Raw genomic sequence first — 19,193 nt, 5'->3', positions numbered from 1 at the left:
CCTACTTACTTAGTTGCATCTGGGTAAGAGTGCGATCGCATAAAGCAATGTCTGTTTGCAGTTGAGTCCAGAGTTTACCGTAATCATGCAGAATGTGCAGGTCTTGGTTCGCACTTGTGCTAACGCCACCCGTTGGCGTTGTCCCCAAGAAAGAACAGCAGGACATTCATTAGCATGATCTTCTAATCCCACTGCTTGTGATACTTGTAAAGCGCGTATGGGATCTTCTCAACGATCTAAGATAAAAAAGTATTAACTAACTTATATTTAGAATTAGCTAGGGATCGCCTATCAGTATGGAATGGAAAGAAATCTCTGGTAACTGGGTATTGATTCCTGGAAAGCCTACAGGTATAATTCATTTCCTCGGTGGTGCGTTTGTTGCCACCGCACCCCATATCACATACCGTTTGTTGTTGGAAAATATAGCAGAAAAAGGTTTTGTGATCGTAGCTACACCTTTTATAAATACTCTAGATCATACAGCGATCGCCCAACAGACCCTCCTCAATTTTGAACGTACTTTACTACGCTTAGAAGACAGAGGGATGTTAGGCAAAAAATACCTTCCTATTTATGGAATCGGACACAGCATGGGATGCAAGTTGCATTTACTGATTGGTAGTCTTTTCCCGGTAGAACGTGCAGGTAATATCCTCATTTCTTTTAACAATTATGCTGCACGAGATGCAATTCCTTTGATAGAACAGTTCAACTCTACATTTCAGTATAATTCCAGCTTTGCTGTTGAGTTTACCCCTTCACCCTTAGAAACCAAACAACTCATCCAGGAACGCTATAGTGTCCGTCGTAACTTATTAATTAAATTTAACAATGATACGATTGACCAATCAGCACCTCTGGCTGAACTGTTGCAAAAGCGCTTTCCAGAAATGGTGACAACACAAATACTCCCAGGAAATCACCTCACGCCTTTGGGACAAGATGTGAAATGGCAAACAGGTAAAGATTTTAATCCCTTGGATGCGATCGGACAATGGTTCAAACAAGAAGTATATCGTGACCTACAGCAGCTGAAACGCACCATACTTTTTTGGCTTAACCCCCTGTCATCACCGCTATAATTAGCTATTTGAAGTTTGCTAATTACAAACCACCCCATACATGCTGGAGAGGGGAGTATGACGGGTGTGTAGATGCGTTTGACTCTGCTTCTCGTAGGGTGGGGCGTGAGAAGAAATAAGATAGTTCTCGTCGTGTTAAATGTCCCCTCGCCCCTAATCCCCAACGCGCTTGTGCTACAACTCTTGGAACCCCCTACTTAGCACTGGCTTCTCCCTGTCGGTCGTAGGGCCGATGAGTTTCCATCCCCTGCCTTCTGCCTTCTATTTGAGCCTATGTTTCAAATTCTAGTAATTGACGATGATCCAGCAGTACGGATATTGCTGAAAAGAATGCTGGAAAGACAGGGTTATGAAGTAGTTACTGTTAGCAACGGTGAGGAAGGAATTAAACAAGCATGTACTGGCCATCCAGCCCTGATTATTTGTGATTGGATTATGCCAGGAATGAGTGGACTAGAAGTTTGCCAACGCATCAAAGCAGATCCAAAATTATCCACTACATTTTTCATTCTTTTAACATCTCTCGATTCAGTTGCCGATCGCGTTAAAGGTTTGGATGCTGGCGCTGATGATTTTATCACCAAACCGATTGAGCATAATGAATTGCAAGCACGGGTAAGAGCAGGATTGCGTCTGCATCAGTTAAGTCGAGATTTGCAAAATCAAAAGCTGATTTTAGAGGCAGAATTGGCAGAAGCAGCCGAATATGTACGTTCGCTGTTACCCCCTCCTATGACCAAACCGTTTAGTATTGATTTTTGCTTTATTCCCTCACGGCAACTAGGTGGCGATTGTTTGGATTATTACTGGCTTGACCCTGATTATCTGGCAATTTACTTATTAGATACTGCTGGACATGGGCTGAGAGCAACTCTACCTTCAATTTCTGTACTTAATTTACTGCGATCGCGCGCTCTTAAAGGTCTTAATTACTACCAACCTAGTGAGGTATTAAAGGCATTAAATGATACTTTTCAGATGAATTATCAAAATGATAAATACTTTACAATTTGGTACGGTGTTTATAACCGTGTGCAGCGTCAATTGATTTATTCTAGTGCTGGCCATCCACCTGCAATTTTATTATCTCCTCAATCAACGAATTCTGCTGAAGTTAAACTTTTGAGAACCCCTGGTATGCCAGTCGGAATGTTTCCACAAGTAAAATATATTGACGGTTTTTGTACTATTGAAGAAAATAGCACTCTTTATATTTTTAGTGACGGTGTTTACGAAATCACCAAATCCGATGGCACACTTTGGGGTTTGGATGCTTTTATCAAAATGTTGGTTGGGTTACAGAATCCTCATAATTGCCAACTTAACCAAATAGTCAACCAATTGATGGCTGTGAATGCCCAAGAAGTTTTCGATGATGATTTATCTATACTACAAATGAATTTTGATTAAACTAATCTTCTTTTCATTAGCAATTAAATTAAAAATATATAGATTTAAGATGTAATTTTATTCTCATAAACACTAATTAGAAAATTGATTTAAATTTTCTTGATTATTAATAGATTGATGAAATTCATCTTGATTTGTAAAAATTTCAATAACCTTATCAATACCTGTTAGTTGAAATACGATTCTGACCTGTTCATTAATAGAACATATAACAAGTCTGGTATTTGCTGCTCGTAAAGCTTTAAATGCTAACACTAAAGCACCAAGACCAGAACTATCCATAGATGTTACTTCTTTAAAATCAACTAATACAGTCTTGACACCGCTTTCTAACTCTGCGGTAATTTTATCGCGAAACTCTTGTGATTTAGTAGAATCCAGAATTCCGTCTATTTGAATAACTTTGACTGAATTATTCATCATTTCCCACTATTGAAATAATTTCCTAAATTTAGCATGACATCTCCAAGTATAATTGCTAATACCATTTGTTGCCATATTCAAAATATTAGACTAGAATTCCTTTCTAATTAACTATAGGTTAAGTTGCTGCATCGTATACATAACATATAATTCATTCACCTTTATTAGTATTCCCGAAATTTTTGGCATCTTAACAGTGTGTATATTTTTTCTTCGTTGTAATAAACAAATAACTAATACTTAATAACTTCTCATAAGGGACTTACCTTGGCTCGATAAAGCAACTTGTCCCCTTGGCGATAACCTATGTAGCGTACCCTAACAATATCTCCTGGTTGTGCAATCCCATCCATCAGTTGATGCAACAGGGGATCGTAGGGTATTTCTGCTCCTACAGATGCGATCGCTTCTATTCCCCACTGCTGCAAAAGTCTTTCTAGGGGTTTGTGTACCAACGGCACAATGTTGACAGCACTTAACTGGGGATTTTCTCGCGCTTTGTGAGCTGCTGTGGGAAATTGCAATAACAAAGATTCCAGCAGTTGTAAACTTGACTGCTGGAACTCTTGCTGCAAAGTCAAACGCTGCTGTTGTAGTTGTAATTGCAAGCGATCATACTCTGTTTTTAAATCTGTGATTTGTTGCAATAATTCTTGAGGTGGTGTGGCGGCTTTATTTGGTAATAATTCTTGCCCAGAAAAAGTTGCTACTAATTCCTGTAATGATATCTGGAGTACTTGCGACAGTTTGAGCAGCACATCTAAGCGCATCTGCTCGACTCCAAGCTGCCGCAACCGCAAAATTTGTCGTTCGGAAACACCAGCAGTACGACTGAGTGTCTTATAACTCAAAATGCCCACTCGTTGCATTAAATCTTGTAACTTTTGGGTGAAATCAGTTTGGGGCATTTTCACATACTAGTTGGTAGTTAGTAGTTAGTAGTTGGTAGTTAGTAGTTGGTAGTTAGTAGTTGGTAGTTAGTAGTTGGTAGTTATCTGGTGAACTACCCACACTGACCTGACGGTACAGTGTGGGCTTCCAACTTCACAGAAGATTGCCGCATCTTGGACTTACGGCGATATAGTTAACGACTATCAACTAATAACTAACCACTGTACGGGCGTAGACACGCTCATAGGCTCCTCGTAGAATACACCCCTACCCACTAACCACTAACCACTAACTATTAACTATTCTTCCAGTAAACTTCTCAACATCCAAGCAGTTTTTTCATGCACTTGCATCCGCTGAGTTAACAAGTCGGCTGTGGGTTCGTCGTTTACTTCTTCTACTAGAGGAAAAATAGACCGTGCAGTCCGTACAACAGCTTCTTGTCCTTCTACTAGTAAGCGAATCATATCGGTAGCTTTGGGTACTCCGGAAGTTTCTGGTATTGAACTGAGTTGAGCAAATTTGCTGTAGGTTCCTGGCGCTGGATAACCAAGCGCCCTGATTCGTTCGGCAATTAAATCAACTGCCATAGCTAATTCTGTATACTGCTGTTCAAACATTAAGTGTAATGTTTGGAACATGGGCCCAGTGACGTTCCAATGAAAATTATGGGTTTTCAGATACAGAGTGTACGTATCAGCTAGTAAACGAGACAACCCTTCAGCTATTTTTGCTCTGTTGGTTTCGTCAATACCAATGTTTACTGGTAGAGATTGCATAGTTTTCTCCAAATATAGTTAATGGTTGTTTGTCATTTGTCATTTGTTAATGCCAATGACTAATGACTATTACGCTAAATGCTTCATTAGCACACTCTTAGGTGCTTTGCGGACTCGGGCTAAAATTGTTTCTTTGCCTAGACGTTGACAAGCTTCATAACGATGGCAGCCAGAAAAGCCATAGTACTGTCCATCTACTTCTATAACGTCTATCGGTTCTTGCTGCCCAATTTCACGAATTGATTCCATTAAGACTTGCACTTTGTTGGGATCGTTCTGGCGCGGCAAGGGTCGCCTAATCTGATTTAAAGGTATTTCTTGGACTCTTACCATTATTACTATCTCCCAGTCACCTATATAAATCATAGTCGTTATGAGTTTATATTGCAAGTGAAATTGTTAAAAGAGTTTAAAATGTAGCGAATATTAATAGCTAAATAACCTTATAAAGCTACTAAACTACAAAAGAAATTCGTCGTCTAAATTTAAGATGACACTGGCTGCGGATCTACTTATATGAAAATATCGCTTTGGCGTTGTTCGTATACTGTACTGACAACATTTTGTTTATTGGGCTTGACGGCTGCATCGCGTCCTGAGGGATTGGCAAATGACATAGAACTGAGGATCGGGATTGTACAGCGATTTGGAGATGATCCGAAAGAGCAATTGCTACTCGAACCTACAGAGGGCGATCGCTTGCGGCTAAAATTTCAAAAAGGTAATAATCAGCAGCAAACTCTGGTTACAAACAAACCAGTGAAGTTGGAAGTGGCAATGCAGCGGTTAGCACAACCAGTAGTTGAGGAACGGGTGGTGCTGGGAACCTACCGCACTTATGAAACCGCCGAAGATAGCGCGAGAAATTGGCGTGCCAAGGGTATAGAAGTAGAAATAACTCAGCCAGAACGTTGGCAAGTGTGGGCAAAACGGGATGTTTACAGCACTCCTCTGCTACGTCGCTTACTATTAGAAAGCTTGCAGGCTGCTGGTAAGAAAAAAGTATTTATTTCTACAAGAGTTTTGCAACAAGTGCCACAGGTGAGTTGGCTAATAGATGGCAAGCGTTACAGTCGTAACTACGTAGAAATTAACAGCGATAAAAATTTAATTAAGGTAAACGAAGGCAAAAAACCACAAAATGCCAGAATTTATGCTGGACGTCTACAGTTACAGTCAAACGCTTATGGTACTTATACTTTAGTAAACGAAGTACCTTTAGAAACATACTTACGTGGAGTACTACCCTATGAAATAGGTACGCAAGCTCCAAAAGCCTCACTGGAAGCACAAGCAATTATTGCTCGTACTTATGCTTTGCGAAATATACATAGATTTGAAGCAGATGGGTATCAATTGTGTGCTGACACTCACTGTCAAGTTTATTATGGATTGAAGGGAGCCACTGCCGTTACAGATCGGGCGATCGCTACTACACAGGGTATGGTACTAACTTACAATGATGAGTTGGTAGACGCTCTTTATTCTTCCACCACTGGCGGTGTTACGGCTGCTTTTAGCGACGTTTGGAATGGAGATGATCGTCCTTATCTGCAACCCATAATCGATTCTCCCAGTAATATTTGGAACTTACCTGGACAAAATCTTGCAGATGAAAATAATTTCCAGCGGTTTATCAGCCTGAAAAAGGGCTTTAATGAAAGCGAATGGGATCTTTTCCGGTGGCGTAGAGAAACCAAACTAGAAGATATTACTAAAGGTTTACAGAAATTTCTGAAAGTCAAAAACAGTCCTTATGCCAAATTTAAAACCATCAAGGGGATGAAAGTATTGGAACGCAGTAGAAGCGGACGTATTCTCAAACTCGCAGTTGATACTGATATTGGTACATTTTACTTATATAAAGATGAAGTCCGTAGTGCTTTTGCTGCCCCTGTCAGTACACTATTTTACTTGCAACCCCTTAATAAAGGTCAACCAGAGCTGTGGGGATATGCTTTTGTTGGCGGTGGACTCGGTCACGGAGTTGGTTTGAGTCAAACAGGCGCACAAAACTTAGCTAAACTAGGCTGGTCGAATGCAAAAATACTTGAGTTTTACTATCCTGGTACTCAAATTCAAGTCCTTAACAACACCATTAAATTAACAAACTCAAACTCTTTACATACTACAGCGATTTTCAAATGAACCGCGTTATATGGGCAACAGCTAGCTGTTTGCCCTCCCATAAAAACTGCTGTCAGCAAAACACTATTCTAGTAGAGGTAGTTTAAACTAGTAGAAGAAGGCAGTTGTAATCTAGGTGAAAAGCTTGTACAGCAAGCTTTTTGTCTATGGATTTTTTAGCTGCACTAAAAGTCAATAAGGCAGGAACGCACGCGAATGCATTACCTGCCGTCTTGCTAAAATACAACTTGAATTTTTGCCAAATTAGGTTTTCAGGGCAGACACAACAGAAGAAAACAAGTTTTCTGTTTGTGCTGCTTTTTTGTTTCCCTATTTTTAGGACATCGATCACTCTTGCAAGAGATATGGGTGTGAGGCGCCTAATTTTTAGTAGAGTTCTTCTTCTTTGTGGGTTTCGATGGTGCAGTCTCCAGTTGGATAAGCTACACAAGTCAGAATATACCCAGCTTCCATTTGATCGTCATCCAAGAATGACTGGTCAGATTGGTCTGGAGCAGGGCCAGATACAAGTTTACCAGCGCAGGTGGAACAAGCACCAGCACGGCAAGAATAGGGCAAGTCAAGACCAGCTTCTTCAGCAGCGTCTAAGATATAGGTATCGTCGTCACAGTCAATAGTTGTATTTAGCCCTTCAGCTTCGTTAATGAGTGTAACTTTGTAAGTTGCCATGCAGTAATCCTCTCTTTTGCAAGCGGCAGTATAAGTTATCTTGAAGCAAACAGTCCGGCTACTCCTATAGGATTAGTCGTTTGTTATATTTTGCTTCACTTCTGATACTACGAGAAAAAGAAAAGGATGTAACCGGAATTTCAAGCCGATTAGTAATGAAATTTAGTTACTTGATAATAATAAGTTTTACTTATAAAATAAAACACCGAATAGTTAAACTATTAGATAAATTTATAATTTGGGAAAAAAGTTTGAATGTATAAATACATTGTTTAATTTGCCGATAGAATCTCATGATACTAATATCTGATTAGACTATAAGCCAAGCTGGCTAAGAAAATAAGGATGAAGGATGAAGTGTGAAGGGTAAAGGATGAAGTATAGAAGTGTGAAAGATAAAGTATTAATTTTAATCCTTCTGCCTTCTGCCTTCTGCCTTCTGCCTTCTGCCTTCTGCGGGGCCCCCACAAATTCGCGATTCGGAGAGCGAATTTGTGGGGAACCCCTTCTGCCTTGATGAATTTGCTTTGCCCCAAAAATAGTAAGAATGGATAAAACAAAAGTGCGTATTGGTTTGGTTGGTACTGGATATGCGGCAAAGCTACGTGCAGAGGCATTAATGTGTGATCAACGATCGCACCTTGTTGCTGTTGCTGGAAATACACCCACAAAAACCGCAGCCTTTGCTGAAGAATTTCAGTGTACACTCATGAATTCTTGGGCAGAACTAGTGGCTAGAGATGATTTAGACTTGGTGATCATTTGTAATGTGAATCGAGAACATGGTGCGATCGCAGCATCAGCACTCTCTAGTGGAAAACACGTAATTGTTGAGTATCCCTTAGCTTTGAATGTCGCAGAAGCAAAGGAACTTATTGCCCTAGCCAAAACCCAAAATAAACTCTTACATGTAGAACACATCGAACTTTTGGGTGGTGTGCATCAAGCCCTGAAGCAAAATTTACAACAAGTAGGGCAAGTGTTTTATGTGCGCTACAACACAATTAAACCAGAGCATCCCGCACCCAGAAAATGGACTTACAGCCATGAACTTTTCGGTTTCCCCTTAATGGGTGCGCTTTCCAGAATACATCGGTTGACTGATTTATTTGGTCAAGTTCTCACAGTCAATTGTCACAATCGTTTTTGGGCCAGGGAAACAGAATATTATCAAAGTTGTTTCTGTGTGGCTCAGTTGAGCTTTAGCAGTGGACTGCTAGCACAAGTGATCTATGCCAAAGGCGAAACTATGTGGCAACCAGAACGCAGGTTTGAGGTTCATGGTGAAAAAGGAGGACTAATTTTCGATGGTAATACTGGAGTTTTAGTCAAGGCAGACGGAACCACACCCATAGAGGTTGGTAGTCGTCGAGGATTATTTGCTAAAGATACAAATATGGTGTTAGACCATCTTTTTGATGGCACTCCGTTGTATGTTACCGCAGAAGAAAGCTTGTATACTCTTAAGGTTGCGGATGCTGCGAGGCGTTCTGCCGAAACGGGGCTAACCGTAGTTGTTGATGAATAATGATAATTAAAATTATATGAAAAATCAAACTATTGTCATTCTATCCCAAAGAGAACTAGAGAAAATGCGTAAGGCTGGTCGCTTGGCAGCCGAACTGTTACATCATTTAGAACCGATGGTGAAACCAGGAGTTAGCACCCTGGAAATCAACGATGAAGCAGAAAGGTGGACACAAGCACATGGGGCTAAAAGTGCGCCCTTGGGTTACAAAGGCTACCCTAAGTCCATATGTACTAGTGTGAATGAGGTGGTGTGTCATGGTATTCCTAATGCCAAGCAGATTCTTAAGGATGGTGACATTATCAATATTGATGTGACACTGATTGTGGATGGTTATCACGGTGACACATCCAAGACATTTTTTGTTGGTACACCCTCACCCACTGCTAAAAAGTTAGTTGAGGTGACACAGGAATGTCGTGACAGAGGTATTGCTGAGGTGAAACCAGGCGCACGCATTGGAGATATTGGTGCTGCGATTCAGGAATATGCTGAGTCACAGGGTTTTTCTGTAGTGCGAGACTTTGTTGGACACGGAATTAGCAATGTTTTTCATACTGCACCAGATATTCCCCACTACGGCACACGGGGCAAAGGCAGAGTATTGAGACCTGGTATGGTATTTACTATTGAACCGATGATCAATGAAGGTACTTGGGAAGTCGAGGTTTTAAGTGATGGCTGGACTGCTTTAACACGCGATCGCAAACTTTCGGCACAGTTTGAGCATACAATTGCTGTCACAGAAGATGGCGTAGAAATCCTAACCATTCCCTAGCCCTGAGTACACCTGGAACTAAAGTTCCAGGCTAATAACTAAAGTCCGTTTTAACGGACTAAAAAATTACCTTGAGTGAGCTTTAGCTTACTTCAGCTTTAAGCCAAGAAATTTATTTCTTGGCAAACATGCTCGATTAAGCTATGTTCCAAGATACAGGCAAAGCTCTTCAACAGACTTCATGGGTAAGTAAAGCTTCATAGGCTCCTGCTGAAAATGCTGAAAGCCATATTTAACATAAAAGCTTAAAGCTTCCTCATCCAAAGCTTCTGCAATTACAGCAACAGACGCAACTTGTGTAGTTGTATCTAATAACTTTTTGAGCGCATCTATTAACATTAATTCGCCAAGTCTCTTTCCCTTTTGGGGGTCGATATCCTATTTCTGGAGAGGTCTAATAGCATATTTATGCTGTGCTACAACTTACCGATTAACTTGTCGTACTCTGCATGAGTTCCAATCCAAAACCAGGAAATGCCACCTTCTACTTCGACACCTAAAGCCCGATAATCTAGCCCTGCGCGAACTGACCAATACTTGTTACCAATCTTTTTGAAATGCAACGATGGATGAGACGGATCGGCTTTAAGCAACTCATAGGATTGATCAGCAGTTTTCTGCGCGTTTTCAGGTAAAGTGTTGTAACACTTCCAAAATCGTCGTGTCGTATAATGCATTACATCTCTCGACACTGCCCCGCTTTGAATTCAGCGATCGCTTCTTGAGCTAAGGCTTCTAACTTGCCATCTGCAATATCTTGCTCTAGCTGCTCATCCCAACGCTGATAATCCAAATCAAAGAACCACCGCCTTAGATGCTCGAAGTCTTCTGGCGGAAGTGTTAAAATAGCTGCTTCAATTTCTTCGATGGTTGACATATTACTCTTTACCTCTACTACTTCCCTCAATATACAAGGTTGGGTTGAGGAACGACACCCAACATTCTCGGGGCTAAAATGTTACTCTGTCTATTGCAACAAAGTGTTAGACTGCAAGCGATGTAGCTACTCCTGAACCAGAAAATTTTGCTGCATTGCTTAACCAACTCAAAATATACGTTTTTGCCATAGACACAAAGATAATTTATATCGATATACTAAATCGAGGTGAGCCAGGAATTCGCAGTCTACTTGCCCATGATACAATCGCATCCCTACCCATCACTAACTGTGCGATCGCTATTAACCCAAATCTTCCTCGGTTAAGGTTCAAGCTCCTCTTGCTCACTGGCAACTTCCAACCAGCCTTGAATAGCATCTTGTAGCATTTCTAATAAGTGTTCGTAGCTATTTCCCCAAGTGTGACACCCCGGTAGAGCAGGTACAGATCCACACCAAACGCCATCTTCTTGCCAGATAACTGCTTTGATTTTCATCACAAATTACATCAATCAGATTTTATTGAAGATTTTAGCGTGATTAATCTTTCCCTATGTGACCTTGAACAAATTATCTGCAACAAGGTCAGGTGATTGCTCCTCACTCCATCAGTTAAATCTACACTTTATGATCAAGACGAATAGCTTGCTCTAAAGCCAATTTCTCTTTCGACCTACGAGCATAGGGTTGTAGCTTACTTAAATTCCAACCAGTAATCAGACTCATCTGCTCTAAATTCATTCCCTTCATCAGCATTTCTACACACCATGTTTGTTGAGCTTGCTCAATGACTGGCTGTTGTCCTTCTGGTGTCAGCAATCCCTCAGTTAATATGTGCCAAATTCTCTGTATTTCTTCCTCAGATATTGGCATTCCCTCATTGTTGAGAAATAACGCTGCATGTTCATCTTTACGGCTTTTGAGCCATTGAGTTAAGGGATTGCGAGTATAGGAGCCATAGCGCTTACCCATAATCCACTGATTCACAGGCACTTGTCGAGGAGTACCTTGAGTGATTTGTAATAAGTGCTGATTGGCATCGTTGATTTGATGCGATCGCTCTAAATTCACAATTTCTGCGGTCGATAAACCTGCTGCAAATAAGACATATATTAAGGCATAATCTCGCAGTCCTGATTTTTTGGCTCGTTGCAAAATCAGGTGAACTAAATTTGCTGGTAAATCTATCACCTTTTCTGTAGAAATAGATTCTCCTAAACTTGTAGAGTTTGTTGCTCCTTTTAAAAACAGCGCCACCAAATTCTCTAAAAACTCGTCTCTGTCAACCCAAAGTTGGTGAAATTCACTGGTAAATTCAATCACAGCGTACCCCACCAACATACTATTGAGTAAGCTTGCTAACTTCTTGGCTGATAAATGGGTGTGTAATTGCTCACGTTCCATGACTGTTGCTAAATATTCGGCAACATAGTGATTAGCTTCAGTTAAGCTGCGTCCTAATGCCTGACGGTTTTCTAAAGGGTAATTTCCTGCTTCACCAACTACAGAACGCACCAGATCGGGGACTTTTTCTAAAGCCTGTAGGCGATCCTCACAATAGTTTTTCAGCGCTTGGTGAACACTAGCTGGTTGGCTAGCTTGAATTTTTAAAGACTCATCCAGTTCTTGAAATACTGGTGATTCCGAAATTACTGCCAAGAGTAACCCGTGCTTATTGCCAAAATGGCGGAATAGTGTCACTTCATTCACTTCTGCTAATTCTGCAACTTGCTTTGTTGTAGTCTCGGTGACTCCCTGCGTCGCAAATAATGATCTGGCTGCATTAATTAATCGCTGTCGAGTAGAAATGACTTGATTAGACATAAGTGAAAAATGCAAGTAACACTTGCAATTAAATTTTATCCTTGCTAGACTTAGGCATGTAAGTAGCACTTGCATCCTCTATTCCTAGTTTAGCTGTCTTTGTCAACTTACACAGGGGATGTAATAAACAGTACATGCTTGACAGGCTTGGCACTGGTTGATTTACAGTATTCACGTCAAAGGAAAAATTTTATGACTACACACTCAACAGCGGCTGTTGACAAACAACCGTTGACTCTGAGTTGGACTAGCGTGGTATTTTTTGGCACGTTCCACGCCCTAGCACTGCTTGCTCCTTGGTGTTTTTCTTGGTCTGCTTTGGGAATAACCATATTCCTGCATTGGTTATTTGGCAGCATCGGTATTTGTTTAGGGTATCACCGACTTTTGACTCACCGAAGTTTGCACGTACCGAAGTGGTTGGAGTATGCGATCGCAACTTTGGGCGCTCTTGCCTTACAAGGAGGGCCAATCTTTTGGGTGGCTGGACATCGACTACATCACCTTCATACCGAAGACATAGACAAAGACCCTTACTCCTCCCGACGTGGTTTTTGGTGGAGTCATATGCTGTGGCTTTTTTACCCGCGTCCAGAGTTTTTTGAATATGAAATGTACAAAAAATTTGCTTCTGATTTAGATCGTGATCCATTCTATCGTTGGCTAAATCGCTACTTTTTGCTATTACAAATTCCTGTTGCTGTCCTCTTGTATGCTTGGGGAGGATGGTCTTTTGTTGTCTATGGTGTATTTCTACGAGCAGTATTGCTTTGGCATAGCACTTGGCTAATCAACTCTGCAAGTCATCTGCGTGGTTATCGTCATTTCCAAGTGAATGATAACTCTCGTAATCTTTGGTGGGCAGCACTTTTGACTTATGGAGAAGGTTGGCACAACAATCACCATGCTCACCCAAATGTAGCCAAAGCTGGATTGTCTTGGTGGGAAGTAGATATGACTTGGTGGGCAATTAAAGTTTTGCAGACTCTGGGATTAGCCAAGAAAGTAAATGTTAATGGTTAAATTTTGTTCTTTGTTGGTTGTTGTTTGTTGTTCGGAGGAACAACCAACAATCAACAATCAACTACCTTCCTAATTTATTAGGAATGCCTTCGCAACCACCAGGAATTGTACTTCTGGTTTTTTCCCCACCCCAAGCACAGCAGTAGTATCGGTTAACTTCAGACAGGCGTTGGACGTCACTAAAGTCTGCATCTTCCACGACAGCACCTGTGTATTCGCCAGTTTTGTAGTTTGGTGGATGGGTACGACTGCGAGGAGTTGCATTTTCTGCTGAACCATAGAACAAACGAATTCCGTTCAAGTCAGCACCACTAAGATTAGCTTCATATAAAATGCTACGACTGAGGTTAGCTTTAACTAAGTCACATTGACTGAGATTAGTACGGACAAGATTAGCTTCACTTAAGTCAGTCCACCGCAGATCAGTGCCAGATAAATCTGCACCTGCAAGCATTACGCCTAAATCAATCACGCGTACGCCATGAAGCCGATCTTCACAGTAACCTCCTGTACCATCAAGAATAGCTCGACCAAGCAGGCTGTCACGTTTTAAGGGTGAAAGCAATTTAGAACGAGATAGAAACCGGAGAATTTTTGCTTTCCCACTACCATCTACACTGCTGAGAATAGCCGCAGTGCGTCCTTCCGCTAGTAACCTTTCTTGAGGCCAATCTTCTAATAATCCTTCTTCATCTAAGACTAGATCGGAAATACCTTGAAAATAAGAATCTATTGTCTGCTGCTGGGTAATGATATTTTGTTGGACGGTGAGCAAGTTTTGCTGAATAGTTAGGTCTTTAGAAATAATGTACTGTCGCCAGGCAATGTAAACGGCGATGATGGCAATGAGAATTTGTCCTAAAGCACCAAACCATTCCGCCAGTGTTCCAGATGCTTCCCAGTTGATTTTGCGTCCTACAGAAACTAGGAAATTGCTGAGACCGCTATATTTGACTAAGCCAGCGATCGCTACTATGATCCCCAATAAACCAACTACTAAGGCTTGCTCTTGGGCTGAAAACCACTCTTTTTGTAGTTCTTCCAACCAAGGCCAAACTACAGCTAAAGATAATAACAAAGTTACAACGGTTCCCAGAATACCAACAATCCAGTTATTGATGGCAAGTCCTATGATAGTAGTCGCGATCGCGACTACTATCAGCAACAAAGCCCTTGGTTTAACGCCAATAGCCTTACCAGAAACTGGTTTGAATGCGGAACGTGCTTGCAGTAAAGCAGATGTGTTTTGAGGAGACTGTAGTGAGGCAATGGCAGCTAAGGCTTGCTGCCTAGTCAGTTCATCTGAAGTCAGATCACCGTTAGATGAATTTTCAAAATCATCTGGTTGCAAGTTTTGGTCTGTTATGGATTCTGGATTTGGGGTTTGGGATGAGTTGGAATCAATCGACATAGATATATTTTCGCACCAGCATTCGCAGATCAACAGTTGTCCTATAGTAGCCGTTGCAGTATGGCAGTATGAATTTTCGCTTCTTCATCCATTACAACAATAAAAGCAGAAAACCCATCGGTTTTAAGCCGTGGAACAACTGAAGGTCGAACGCAGGAGAGTTCCTACCCGTGTTGCGATCGCTTTGTTTGACATTTCCATTTTTGTGGATAGATTATTAGTATTATTTTATACTTTAGTCTGCAAGTATTTTTCTTACCACTTACTAGCACTTTGCCTAAACTTAAATATTTCAGGTTGTTAGTAATTAGCCAACACTATTTTTAAATTTTTGGCTAATGAAATGACATTATTACACTAAATATAAATAGGAATTTTTTCTTTTTAACAACTATTTTCTTAATTACTTAATTACTAAGCTAATTCATAATTTATGTAGTTAATCAGAAATCGATAAACCAGCTAATCTTTTATGGAAAACTTGAATCAAGCATAAATCAAGCCAATAAGCTCATAGAAAAGCAGAAATAATATTTTGGATAGAAAATTATCTCAAAAGATATAAGAAAAAATCGCTGGTATGTTATATTTGTGATCATCAAAAAAATAGCTCTTAGACAGTGGTTATCAGGCACATTTACCTGAATTAGGTGATGATAATGTAGACAGCCTTCCCAATCTTGAAAGAAAAAACTGTTTATTAATCGAATAGCGAGTTTTGTGAAAGATGGTTTGTTGGCGTTGCTTTGTAGCCTCTGGCTTCATAACTTTATTGACATTAGGTTGTGGTGATTGGGCAAATTCAGCAGGGAAAAATAGTAGACAAGTCGTCCAAGAAACTAATGTTGCCCAGTTATTTTCGGAAGCAGAGACGACGCAAAAAGCAGAAAAATTTTTTCAGCAAGGCAATTTTTTCTTAAACTCCCAACGATATAAGGATGCGATCGCAGCTTTTGAGCAAGCTATTGCCATTAAACCTCAGTTTGCTGAAGCTTGGATTAATCGAGGCAATGCCTTAACAAAACTACAGCATTATCAGGAAGCACTAGCATCCTATGATCAAGCGATCGCTATTCAACCTGATCGAGATGAGGCATGGTACAACAAAGGTAACACCCTCAATACACTGCAACGCTATCAAGAAGCACTAGTATCATATAATCGCGCGATCGCCATTAAATCAGATAAATATGAAGCTTGGATTAACAGAGGCATTGCCCTAACAAAACTGCAACGCTATCAAGAAGCAATAGCATCCTATGATCGAGCGATCGCCATTAAACCTGACAAAGATTTAGCATATTACAATAAGGCATGTACTTACGCTCTACAGAATAAAGTAGAACTAGCTGCTGAAAACTTAAAAAAGGCGATGAAGCTGGTTCCTGGTAAATATGAGAAGTTAGCAAAAACTGACTCTGATTTCAATAAAGTGCGTGCTAATAGGCGCTTTCAAGAATTATTACAGTAAGCTAAATTAGCTAAGCTTCAGCTTCAGACTTTAATCAACCACCGTCGCCGATACATGGCATAGGCAATTACTAGCCATAATAAAACAGTTGCGATCGCCAAAAGTAGTGAACCATTAGATGCACCTGCCCAAGGTACAAATACATTTTGGTAAATCCAATTATAGGTACTAGGAGCATTTTCTCCTGTGCCGACAGTAGTTTTTACTAGTATCTTAATTAGCAACACAGAAGCTGTAAAAAGAAATATTGGGTTATATCCCATGATTTCAAAAGGTTTTCCCCAGCGCCGCACTCTTCTAACATCAATTAATTCGTAACAAAAAGCAAGTAACAATAATGCCCAACCACTAGTAAAAACTACGTAAGAACTTGTCCACAACTTTTTATTAATTGGAAATGCCAAATCCCAAACTCCGCCAACCACCAAGCAACTTAAACCAAACAAAACTAAATCCATACTGGTTCTAGAATTAATCTGTTTTTGCCTACGTATCCATTGTCCAGCAAAGTATCCAGCCAAGACACTAACAATAGCGGGAATAGTACTGAAAAGTCCTTCCGGATCTCCCATAAAGTTGTAATTATCACCTTTATATAAATGCGCCTTCGGAATAATTAAACGGTCAATGTAAGCACCTAAATTACCATCTCGTGTTAGCACACCAGCACCATAACCAGGCACGGGTACATACATCATTGCTAACCAGTAAACAATGAGTAACACTCCCGCTAATATCCATTGACCTTTACGCGGTAAATTGAGAACTACCAGACTAGCTAATAAGTAAGTGAGGCTGATACGTTGCAATACTCCCATGATGCGGATGCTATTGAAATCAAAAGTCCAAACACCTTGATTCCAAAAGCCATTGAGAAGTAAGCCTAAAGCAAAGAGAATAGCAGCGCGACGAATGATACGCCAATAAGGCGGAGACACGAAGACTTTTTCATTCTCCGCGTCTTTTAATCTCCGCCTCTCCCTGTCCAATTTAACATCGGTGTACTTAGAAAGAGAAAAACTCATTGCTACACCGACAATGAAGAGAAAAAAGGGAAATACTAAATCAGTTGGTGTGTAACCATGCCATTCCGCATGAAGTAATGGTGGATAGACATTGGGTTCAGCGATACTGGCCATGTTAACAAGGATCATGCCAGCAATGGTTATCCCACGAAAAACATCAAGAGAAGTGAGACGCATAGATATATTTTTTGATATGACCTATTAAATTACTTCTCTTAATGAATTTAATCAACTAGTTGCTAAGTTCATTTTAAACATACAGTAGTAAAAAAATGCTGACGGGCGGGCTGTATGCTCGTCAGCATTTTGGATGTTTAATGTTGTCTAATCTTATTTGGGTGGTAGTAACTGTGGATTATGCAGTTAGTAGTAATTCAGAATCAGTTCTCCATCCTACCGTAGGAACTTCTAAACTAACCCATTAAAATTACTCTATCGATAACGTGAATGACACCATTATCAGCTTCAATATCTGCTGCTAACACAGTAGCATTTTTGACCTCAAAACCGTCAGAACAGTCAATTTTAATTGTTGAACCTTCTACGGAAGTCACAGTCCCAAGTTGAGCTAAATCAGCTTGCTTAAGTTTTCCAGGCACAACATGATACTTTAAAATGCGTGTTAGCTGGGGAATATTTTGCACTAAAGTCTGTATAGTTCCCGGTGGTAACTTGGCAAAAGCATCATCATTAGGTGCAAATACTGTAAATGGGCCGGGACTTTTTAATACATCTACTAATCCTGCGGCTTGTACAGCAGTTACTAAAGTTGTAAAAGAACCTGCACTGACAGCAATATCAACTATATCAGCCATTTGTTTCACCATAAACTCTAAAAAGATTTTAAATGAGAGTAAATTATTATTCATTTTTATTCAGTAATGATGTCTATCAGTAGATATGCTGTAATTGGGACAGGTGCTTTAGGTGGGTTTTACGGAGCCAAACTGCAAAAAGCAGGGTTGGATGTCCATTTTTTACTGAACAGTGACTACGAACATGTGATTCAACATGGTTTAGTGGTTGAGTCTAAAGATGGTGATTTTACCCTACCTCAAGTCAATGGTTACAATGACGTGGCAAGTATGCCGTATTGTGATGTAATACTGGTCGCACTGAAGACGACGCAAAATCATTTACTATCGCAAATGTTGCCCCAGGTAATCAAAAATGATGGTGTTGTACTAGTATTACAGAATGGGCTGGGCATTGAAGAGGAAATCGCCCAAATTGTTGGAAATGATCGGGTAATGGGTGGGTTGTGCTTTCTGTGTTCTAACAAGGTAGGGGCGGGACATATCCATCACTTGGACTATGGAGAAATTATTTTAGGAGAATATGCAGCTAACTATCATCCAGTTGGTACGACAGACAGGATGCGTCAAATTGCTAATGATTTTGAGAGTGCTGGTATCCCTGTGAAATTGTCAGAGGATTTACTGTTAGGGCGTTGGCAAAAATTGGTGTGGAATATTCCCTACAATGGGCTGTCTGTGATTCTGAATGCGACAACAACCGAGTTAATGGCAAATATTCACAGCCGTAATTTAGTAGAAAAATTGATGTATGAGGTGATAGCAGGGGCAAAAAGTTCGGGACGGATAATTAGCGATCGCTTTGTGCAACAAATGTTAGATTACACCGATAACATGAAGCCTTACCGTACCAGCATGAAGATAGACTATGATGAACATCGCCCATTGGAAGTAGAAGCAATTTTTGGGAATCCCTTAAAAAAGGCCCTTACCGCTGGTGTTACTTTACCTTTGATTAGTTGTTTGTATCATCAACTGAAGTTTTTGGATGCTAGAAATAGAGAATTTCACAACATCAGCCATTAACCCCTTGTAT

Annotated in this window: 23 protein-coding genes; 9 read left to right on the top strand and 14 right to left on the bottom strand. The window is 40.4% G+C overall.

All coding sequences use genetic code 11. The features are described from left to right. Nucleotide 1: 1 nt before the first annotated feature. Nucleotides 2–148, bottom strand: a complete 147-nt coding sequence (locus UYI_RS36810) for a hypothetical protein (protein ID WP_157226339.1) — start codon at nt 146–148, stop codon at nt 2–4. 148 nt (nt 149–296) lie between these two features. On the opposite strand from UYI_RS36810, the gene UYI_RS0114905 reads away from it, so the two are divergent. Beyond that, nucleotides 297–1,085 (top strand): DUF1350 family protein, encoded by a 789-nt coding sequence (locus tag UYI_RS0114905; protein ID WP_016867445.1) that lies wholly within the window; start codon nt 297–299, stop codon nt 1,083–1,085. A 273-nt stretch (nt 1,086–1,358) separates the two neighbouring features. Further along, nucleotides 1,359–2,495, top strand: coding sequence for a PP2C family protein-serine/threonine phosphatase (locus UYI_RS0114900; protein WP_016867444.1), 1,137 nt, complete (start codon nt 1,359–1,361; stop codon nt 2,493–2,495). Nucleotides 2,496–2,567: 72 nt separating this feature from the next. Here the strand turns inward: UYI_RS0114900 and UYI_RS0114895 are convergent, their stop codons facing one another. From UYI_RS0114895 to UYI_RS0114880, 4 genes are all read right to left on the bottom strand, one after another. Then, nucleotides 2,568–2,915 (bottom strand): STAS domain-containing protein, encoded by a 348-nt coding sequence (locus UYI_RS0114895; RefSeq protein ID WP_016867443.1) that lies wholly within the window; start codon nt 2,913–2,915, stop codon nt 2,568–2,570. 254 nt (nt 2,916–3,169) lie between these two features. Then, the gene (grpE, locus tag UYI_RS0114890) at nt 3,170–3,826 is read right to left on the bottom strand and encodes a nucleotide exchange factor GrpE (protein ID WP_016867442.1); all 657 of its coding nucleotides are present in this window, start codon (nt 3,824–3,826) and stop codon (nt 3,170–3,172) included. Nucleotides 3,827–4,108: 282 nt separating this feature from the next. Then, on the bottom strand, nt 4,109–4,588 hold the full coding sequence (locus tag UYI_RS0114885) for a Dps family protein (protein WP_016867441.1): 480 nt from the start codon (nt 4,586–4,588) through the stop codon (nt 4,109–4,111). Between the two features lie 69 nt (nt 4,589–4,657). Next, nucleotides 4,658–4,921, bottom strand: coding sequence for a ParB N-terminal domain-containing protein (locus tag UYI_RS0114880; protein ID WP_016867440.1), 264 nt, complete (start codon nt 4,919–4,921; stop codon nt 4,658–4,660). A gap of 183 nt (nt 4,922–5,104) precedes the next feature. Here UYI_RS0114880 and UYI_RS0114875 point away from each other — a divergent pair, with 183 nt between their 5' ends. Then, complete coding sequence (locus tag UYI_RS0114875; RefSeq protein ID WP_016867439.1) at nt 5,105–6,736, top strand: SpoIID/LytB domain-containing protein; 1,632 nt, start codon at nt 5,105–5,107, stop codon at nt 6,734–6,736. 366 nt (nt 6,737–7,102) lie between these two features. On the opposite strand, the gene UYI_RS0114865 is transcribed toward UYI_RS0114875, so the two are convergent. After that, nucleotides 7,103–7,405 (bottom strand): ferredoxin, encoded by a 303-nt coding sequence (locus UYI_RS0114865; protein WP_016867437.1) that lies wholly within the window; start codon nt 7,403–7,405, stop codon nt 7,103–7,105. Nucleotides 7,406–7,952: 547 nt separating this feature from the next. Between UYI_RS0114865 and UYI_RS0114860 the strand changes: the two genes are divergently transcribed. Both UYI_RS0114860 and map read left to right on the top strand, forming a co-directional pair. Further along, complete coding sequence (locus UYI_RS0114860; protein WP_016867436.1) at nt 7,953–8,933, top strand: Gfo/Idh/MocA family protein; 981 nt, start codon at nt 7,953–7,955, stop codon at nt 8,931–8,933. 16 nt (nt 8,934–8,949) lie between these two features. Then, the gene (map, locus tag UYI_RS0114855; protein WP_016867435.1) at nt 8,950–9,711 is read left to right on the top strand and encodes a type I methionyl aminopeptidase; all 762 of its coding nucleotides are present in this window, start codon (nt 8,950–8,952) and stop codon (nt 9,709–9,711) included. 141 nt (nt 9,712–9,852) lie between these two features. On the opposite strand, the gene UYI_RS32650 is transcribed toward map, so the two are convergent. The 5 genes from UYI_RS32650 to UYI_RS0114830 form a co-directional block, all read right to left on the bottom strand. After that, nucleotides 9,853–10,050, bottom strand: coding sequence for a hypothetical protein (locus UYI_RS32650; RefSeq protein ID WP_016867434.1), 198 nt, complete (start codon nt 10,048–10,050; stop codon nt 9,853–9,855). Nucleotides 10,051–10,127: 77 nt separating this feature from the next. Next, complete coding sequence (locus UYI_RS0114845; protein WP_016867433.1) at nt 10,128–10,388, bottom strand: ParE family toxin-like protein; 261 nt, start codon at nt 10,386–10,388, stop codon at nt 10,128–10,130. Further along, nucleotides 10,388–10,588, bottom strand: coding sequence for a hypothetical protein (locus UYI_RS0114840; RefSeq protein WP_016867432.1), 201 nt, complete (start codon nt 10,586–10,588; stop codon nt 10,388–10,390). The genes UYI_RS0114845 and UYI_RS0114840 overlap by 1 nt, the downstream gene beginning before the upstream one ends. Nucleotides 10,589–10,911: 323 nt before the next feature. Further along, the gene (locus UYI_RS34850) at nt 10,912–11,085 is read right to left on the bottom strand and encodes a type II toxin-antitoxin system HicB family antitoxin (protein ID WP_016867431.1); all 174 of its coding nucleotides are present in this window, start codon (nt 11,083–11,085) and stop codon (nt 10,912–10,914) included. A 121-nt stretch (nt 11,086–11,206) separates the two neighbouring features. Next, nucleotides 11,207–12,412: a TetR family transcriptional regulator gene (locus tag UYI_RS0114830; RefSeq protein ID WP_016867430.1), complete on the bottom strand. Its 1,206-nt coding sequence runs from the start codon at nt 12,410–12,412 to the stop codon at nt 11,207–11,209. Nucleotides 12,413–12,604: 192 nt separating this feature from the next. Between UYI_RS0114830 and UYI_RS0114825 the strand changes: the two genes are divergently transcribed. Next, the gene (locus UYI_RS0114825; RefSeq protein ID WP_016867429.1) at nt 12,605–13,435 is read left to right on the top strand and encodes an acyl-CoA desaturase; all 831 of its coding nucleotides are present in this window, start codon (nt 12,605–12,607) and stop codon (nt 13,433–13,435) included. Nucleotides 13,436–13,496: 61 nt separating this feature from the next. On the opposite strand, the gene UYI_RS0114820 is transcribed toward UYI_RS0114825, so the two are convergent. Beyond that, nucleotides 13,497–14,846 carry a pentapeptide repeat-containing protein gene (locus UYI_RS0114820; RefSeq protein WP_016867428.1) on the bottom strand — a complete coding sequence of 450 codons (1,350 nt, stop codon included), beginning with the start codon at nt 14,844–14,846 and terminating at the stop codon, nt 13,497–13,499. Between the two features lie 130 nt (nt 14,847–14,976). Here UYI_RS0114820 and UYI_RS37665 point away from each other — a divergent pair, with 130 nt between their 5' ends. Both UYI_RS37665 and UYI_RS0114815 read left to right on the top strand, forming a co-directional pair. Beyond that, nucleotides 14,977–15,150 carry a hypothetical protein gene (locus UYI_RS37665; protein ID WP_162140400.1) on the top strand — a complete coding sequence of 58 codons (174 nt, stop codon included), beginning with the start codon at nt 14,977–14,979 and terminating at the stop codon, nt 15,148–15,150. 423 nt (nt 15,151–15,573) lie between these two features. Next, nucleotides 15,574–16,317, top strand: a complete 744-nt coding sequence (locus UYI_RS0114815) for a tetratricopeptide repeat protein (RefSeq protein ID WP_016867427.1) — start codon at nt 15,574–15,576, stop codon at nt 16,315–16,317. Nucleotides 16,318–16,340: 23 nt separating this feature from the next. Here the strand turns inward: UYI_RS0114815 and UYI_RS0114810 are convergent, their stop codons facing one another. Continuing rightward, nucleotides 16,341–17,519, bottom strand: a complete 1,179-nt coding sequence (locus tag UYI_RS0114810; RefSeq protein ID WP_016867426.1) for an acyltransferase family protein — start codon at nt 17,517–17,519, stop codon at nt 16,341–16,343. Between the two features lie 236 nt (nt 17,520–17,755). After that, nucleotides 17,756–18,157 carry a fasciclin domain-containing protein gene (locus UYI_RS0114805; RefSeq protein WP_026085961.1) on the bottom strand — a complete coding sequence of 134 codons (402 nt, stop codon included), beginning with the start codon at nt 18,155–18,157 and terminating at the stop codon, nt 17,756–17,758. Between the two features lie 69 nt (nt 18,158–18,226). Here UYI_RS0114805 and UYI_RS0114800 point away from each other — a divergent pair, with 69 nt between their 5' ends. Further along, nucleotides 18,227–19,183, top strand: a complete 957-nt coding sequence (locus UYI_RS0114800; protein WP_016867424.1) for a putative 2-dehydropantoate 2-reductase — start codon at nt 18,227–18,229, stop codon at nt 19,181–19,183. Nucleotides 19,184–19,193 lie beyond the last annotated feature (10 nt).

It is taken from the genome of Fischerella muscicola PCC 7414 (genome assembly GCF_000317205.1).
Classification (GTDB): domain Bacteria; phylum Cyanobacteriota; class Cyanobacteriia; order Cyanobacteriales; family Nostocaceae; genus Fischerella; species Fischerella muscicola.
The sequence above is the reverse complement of the archived record's forward strand: the minus strand, read 5'-3'. Positions and strand labels throughout refer to the sequence as shown.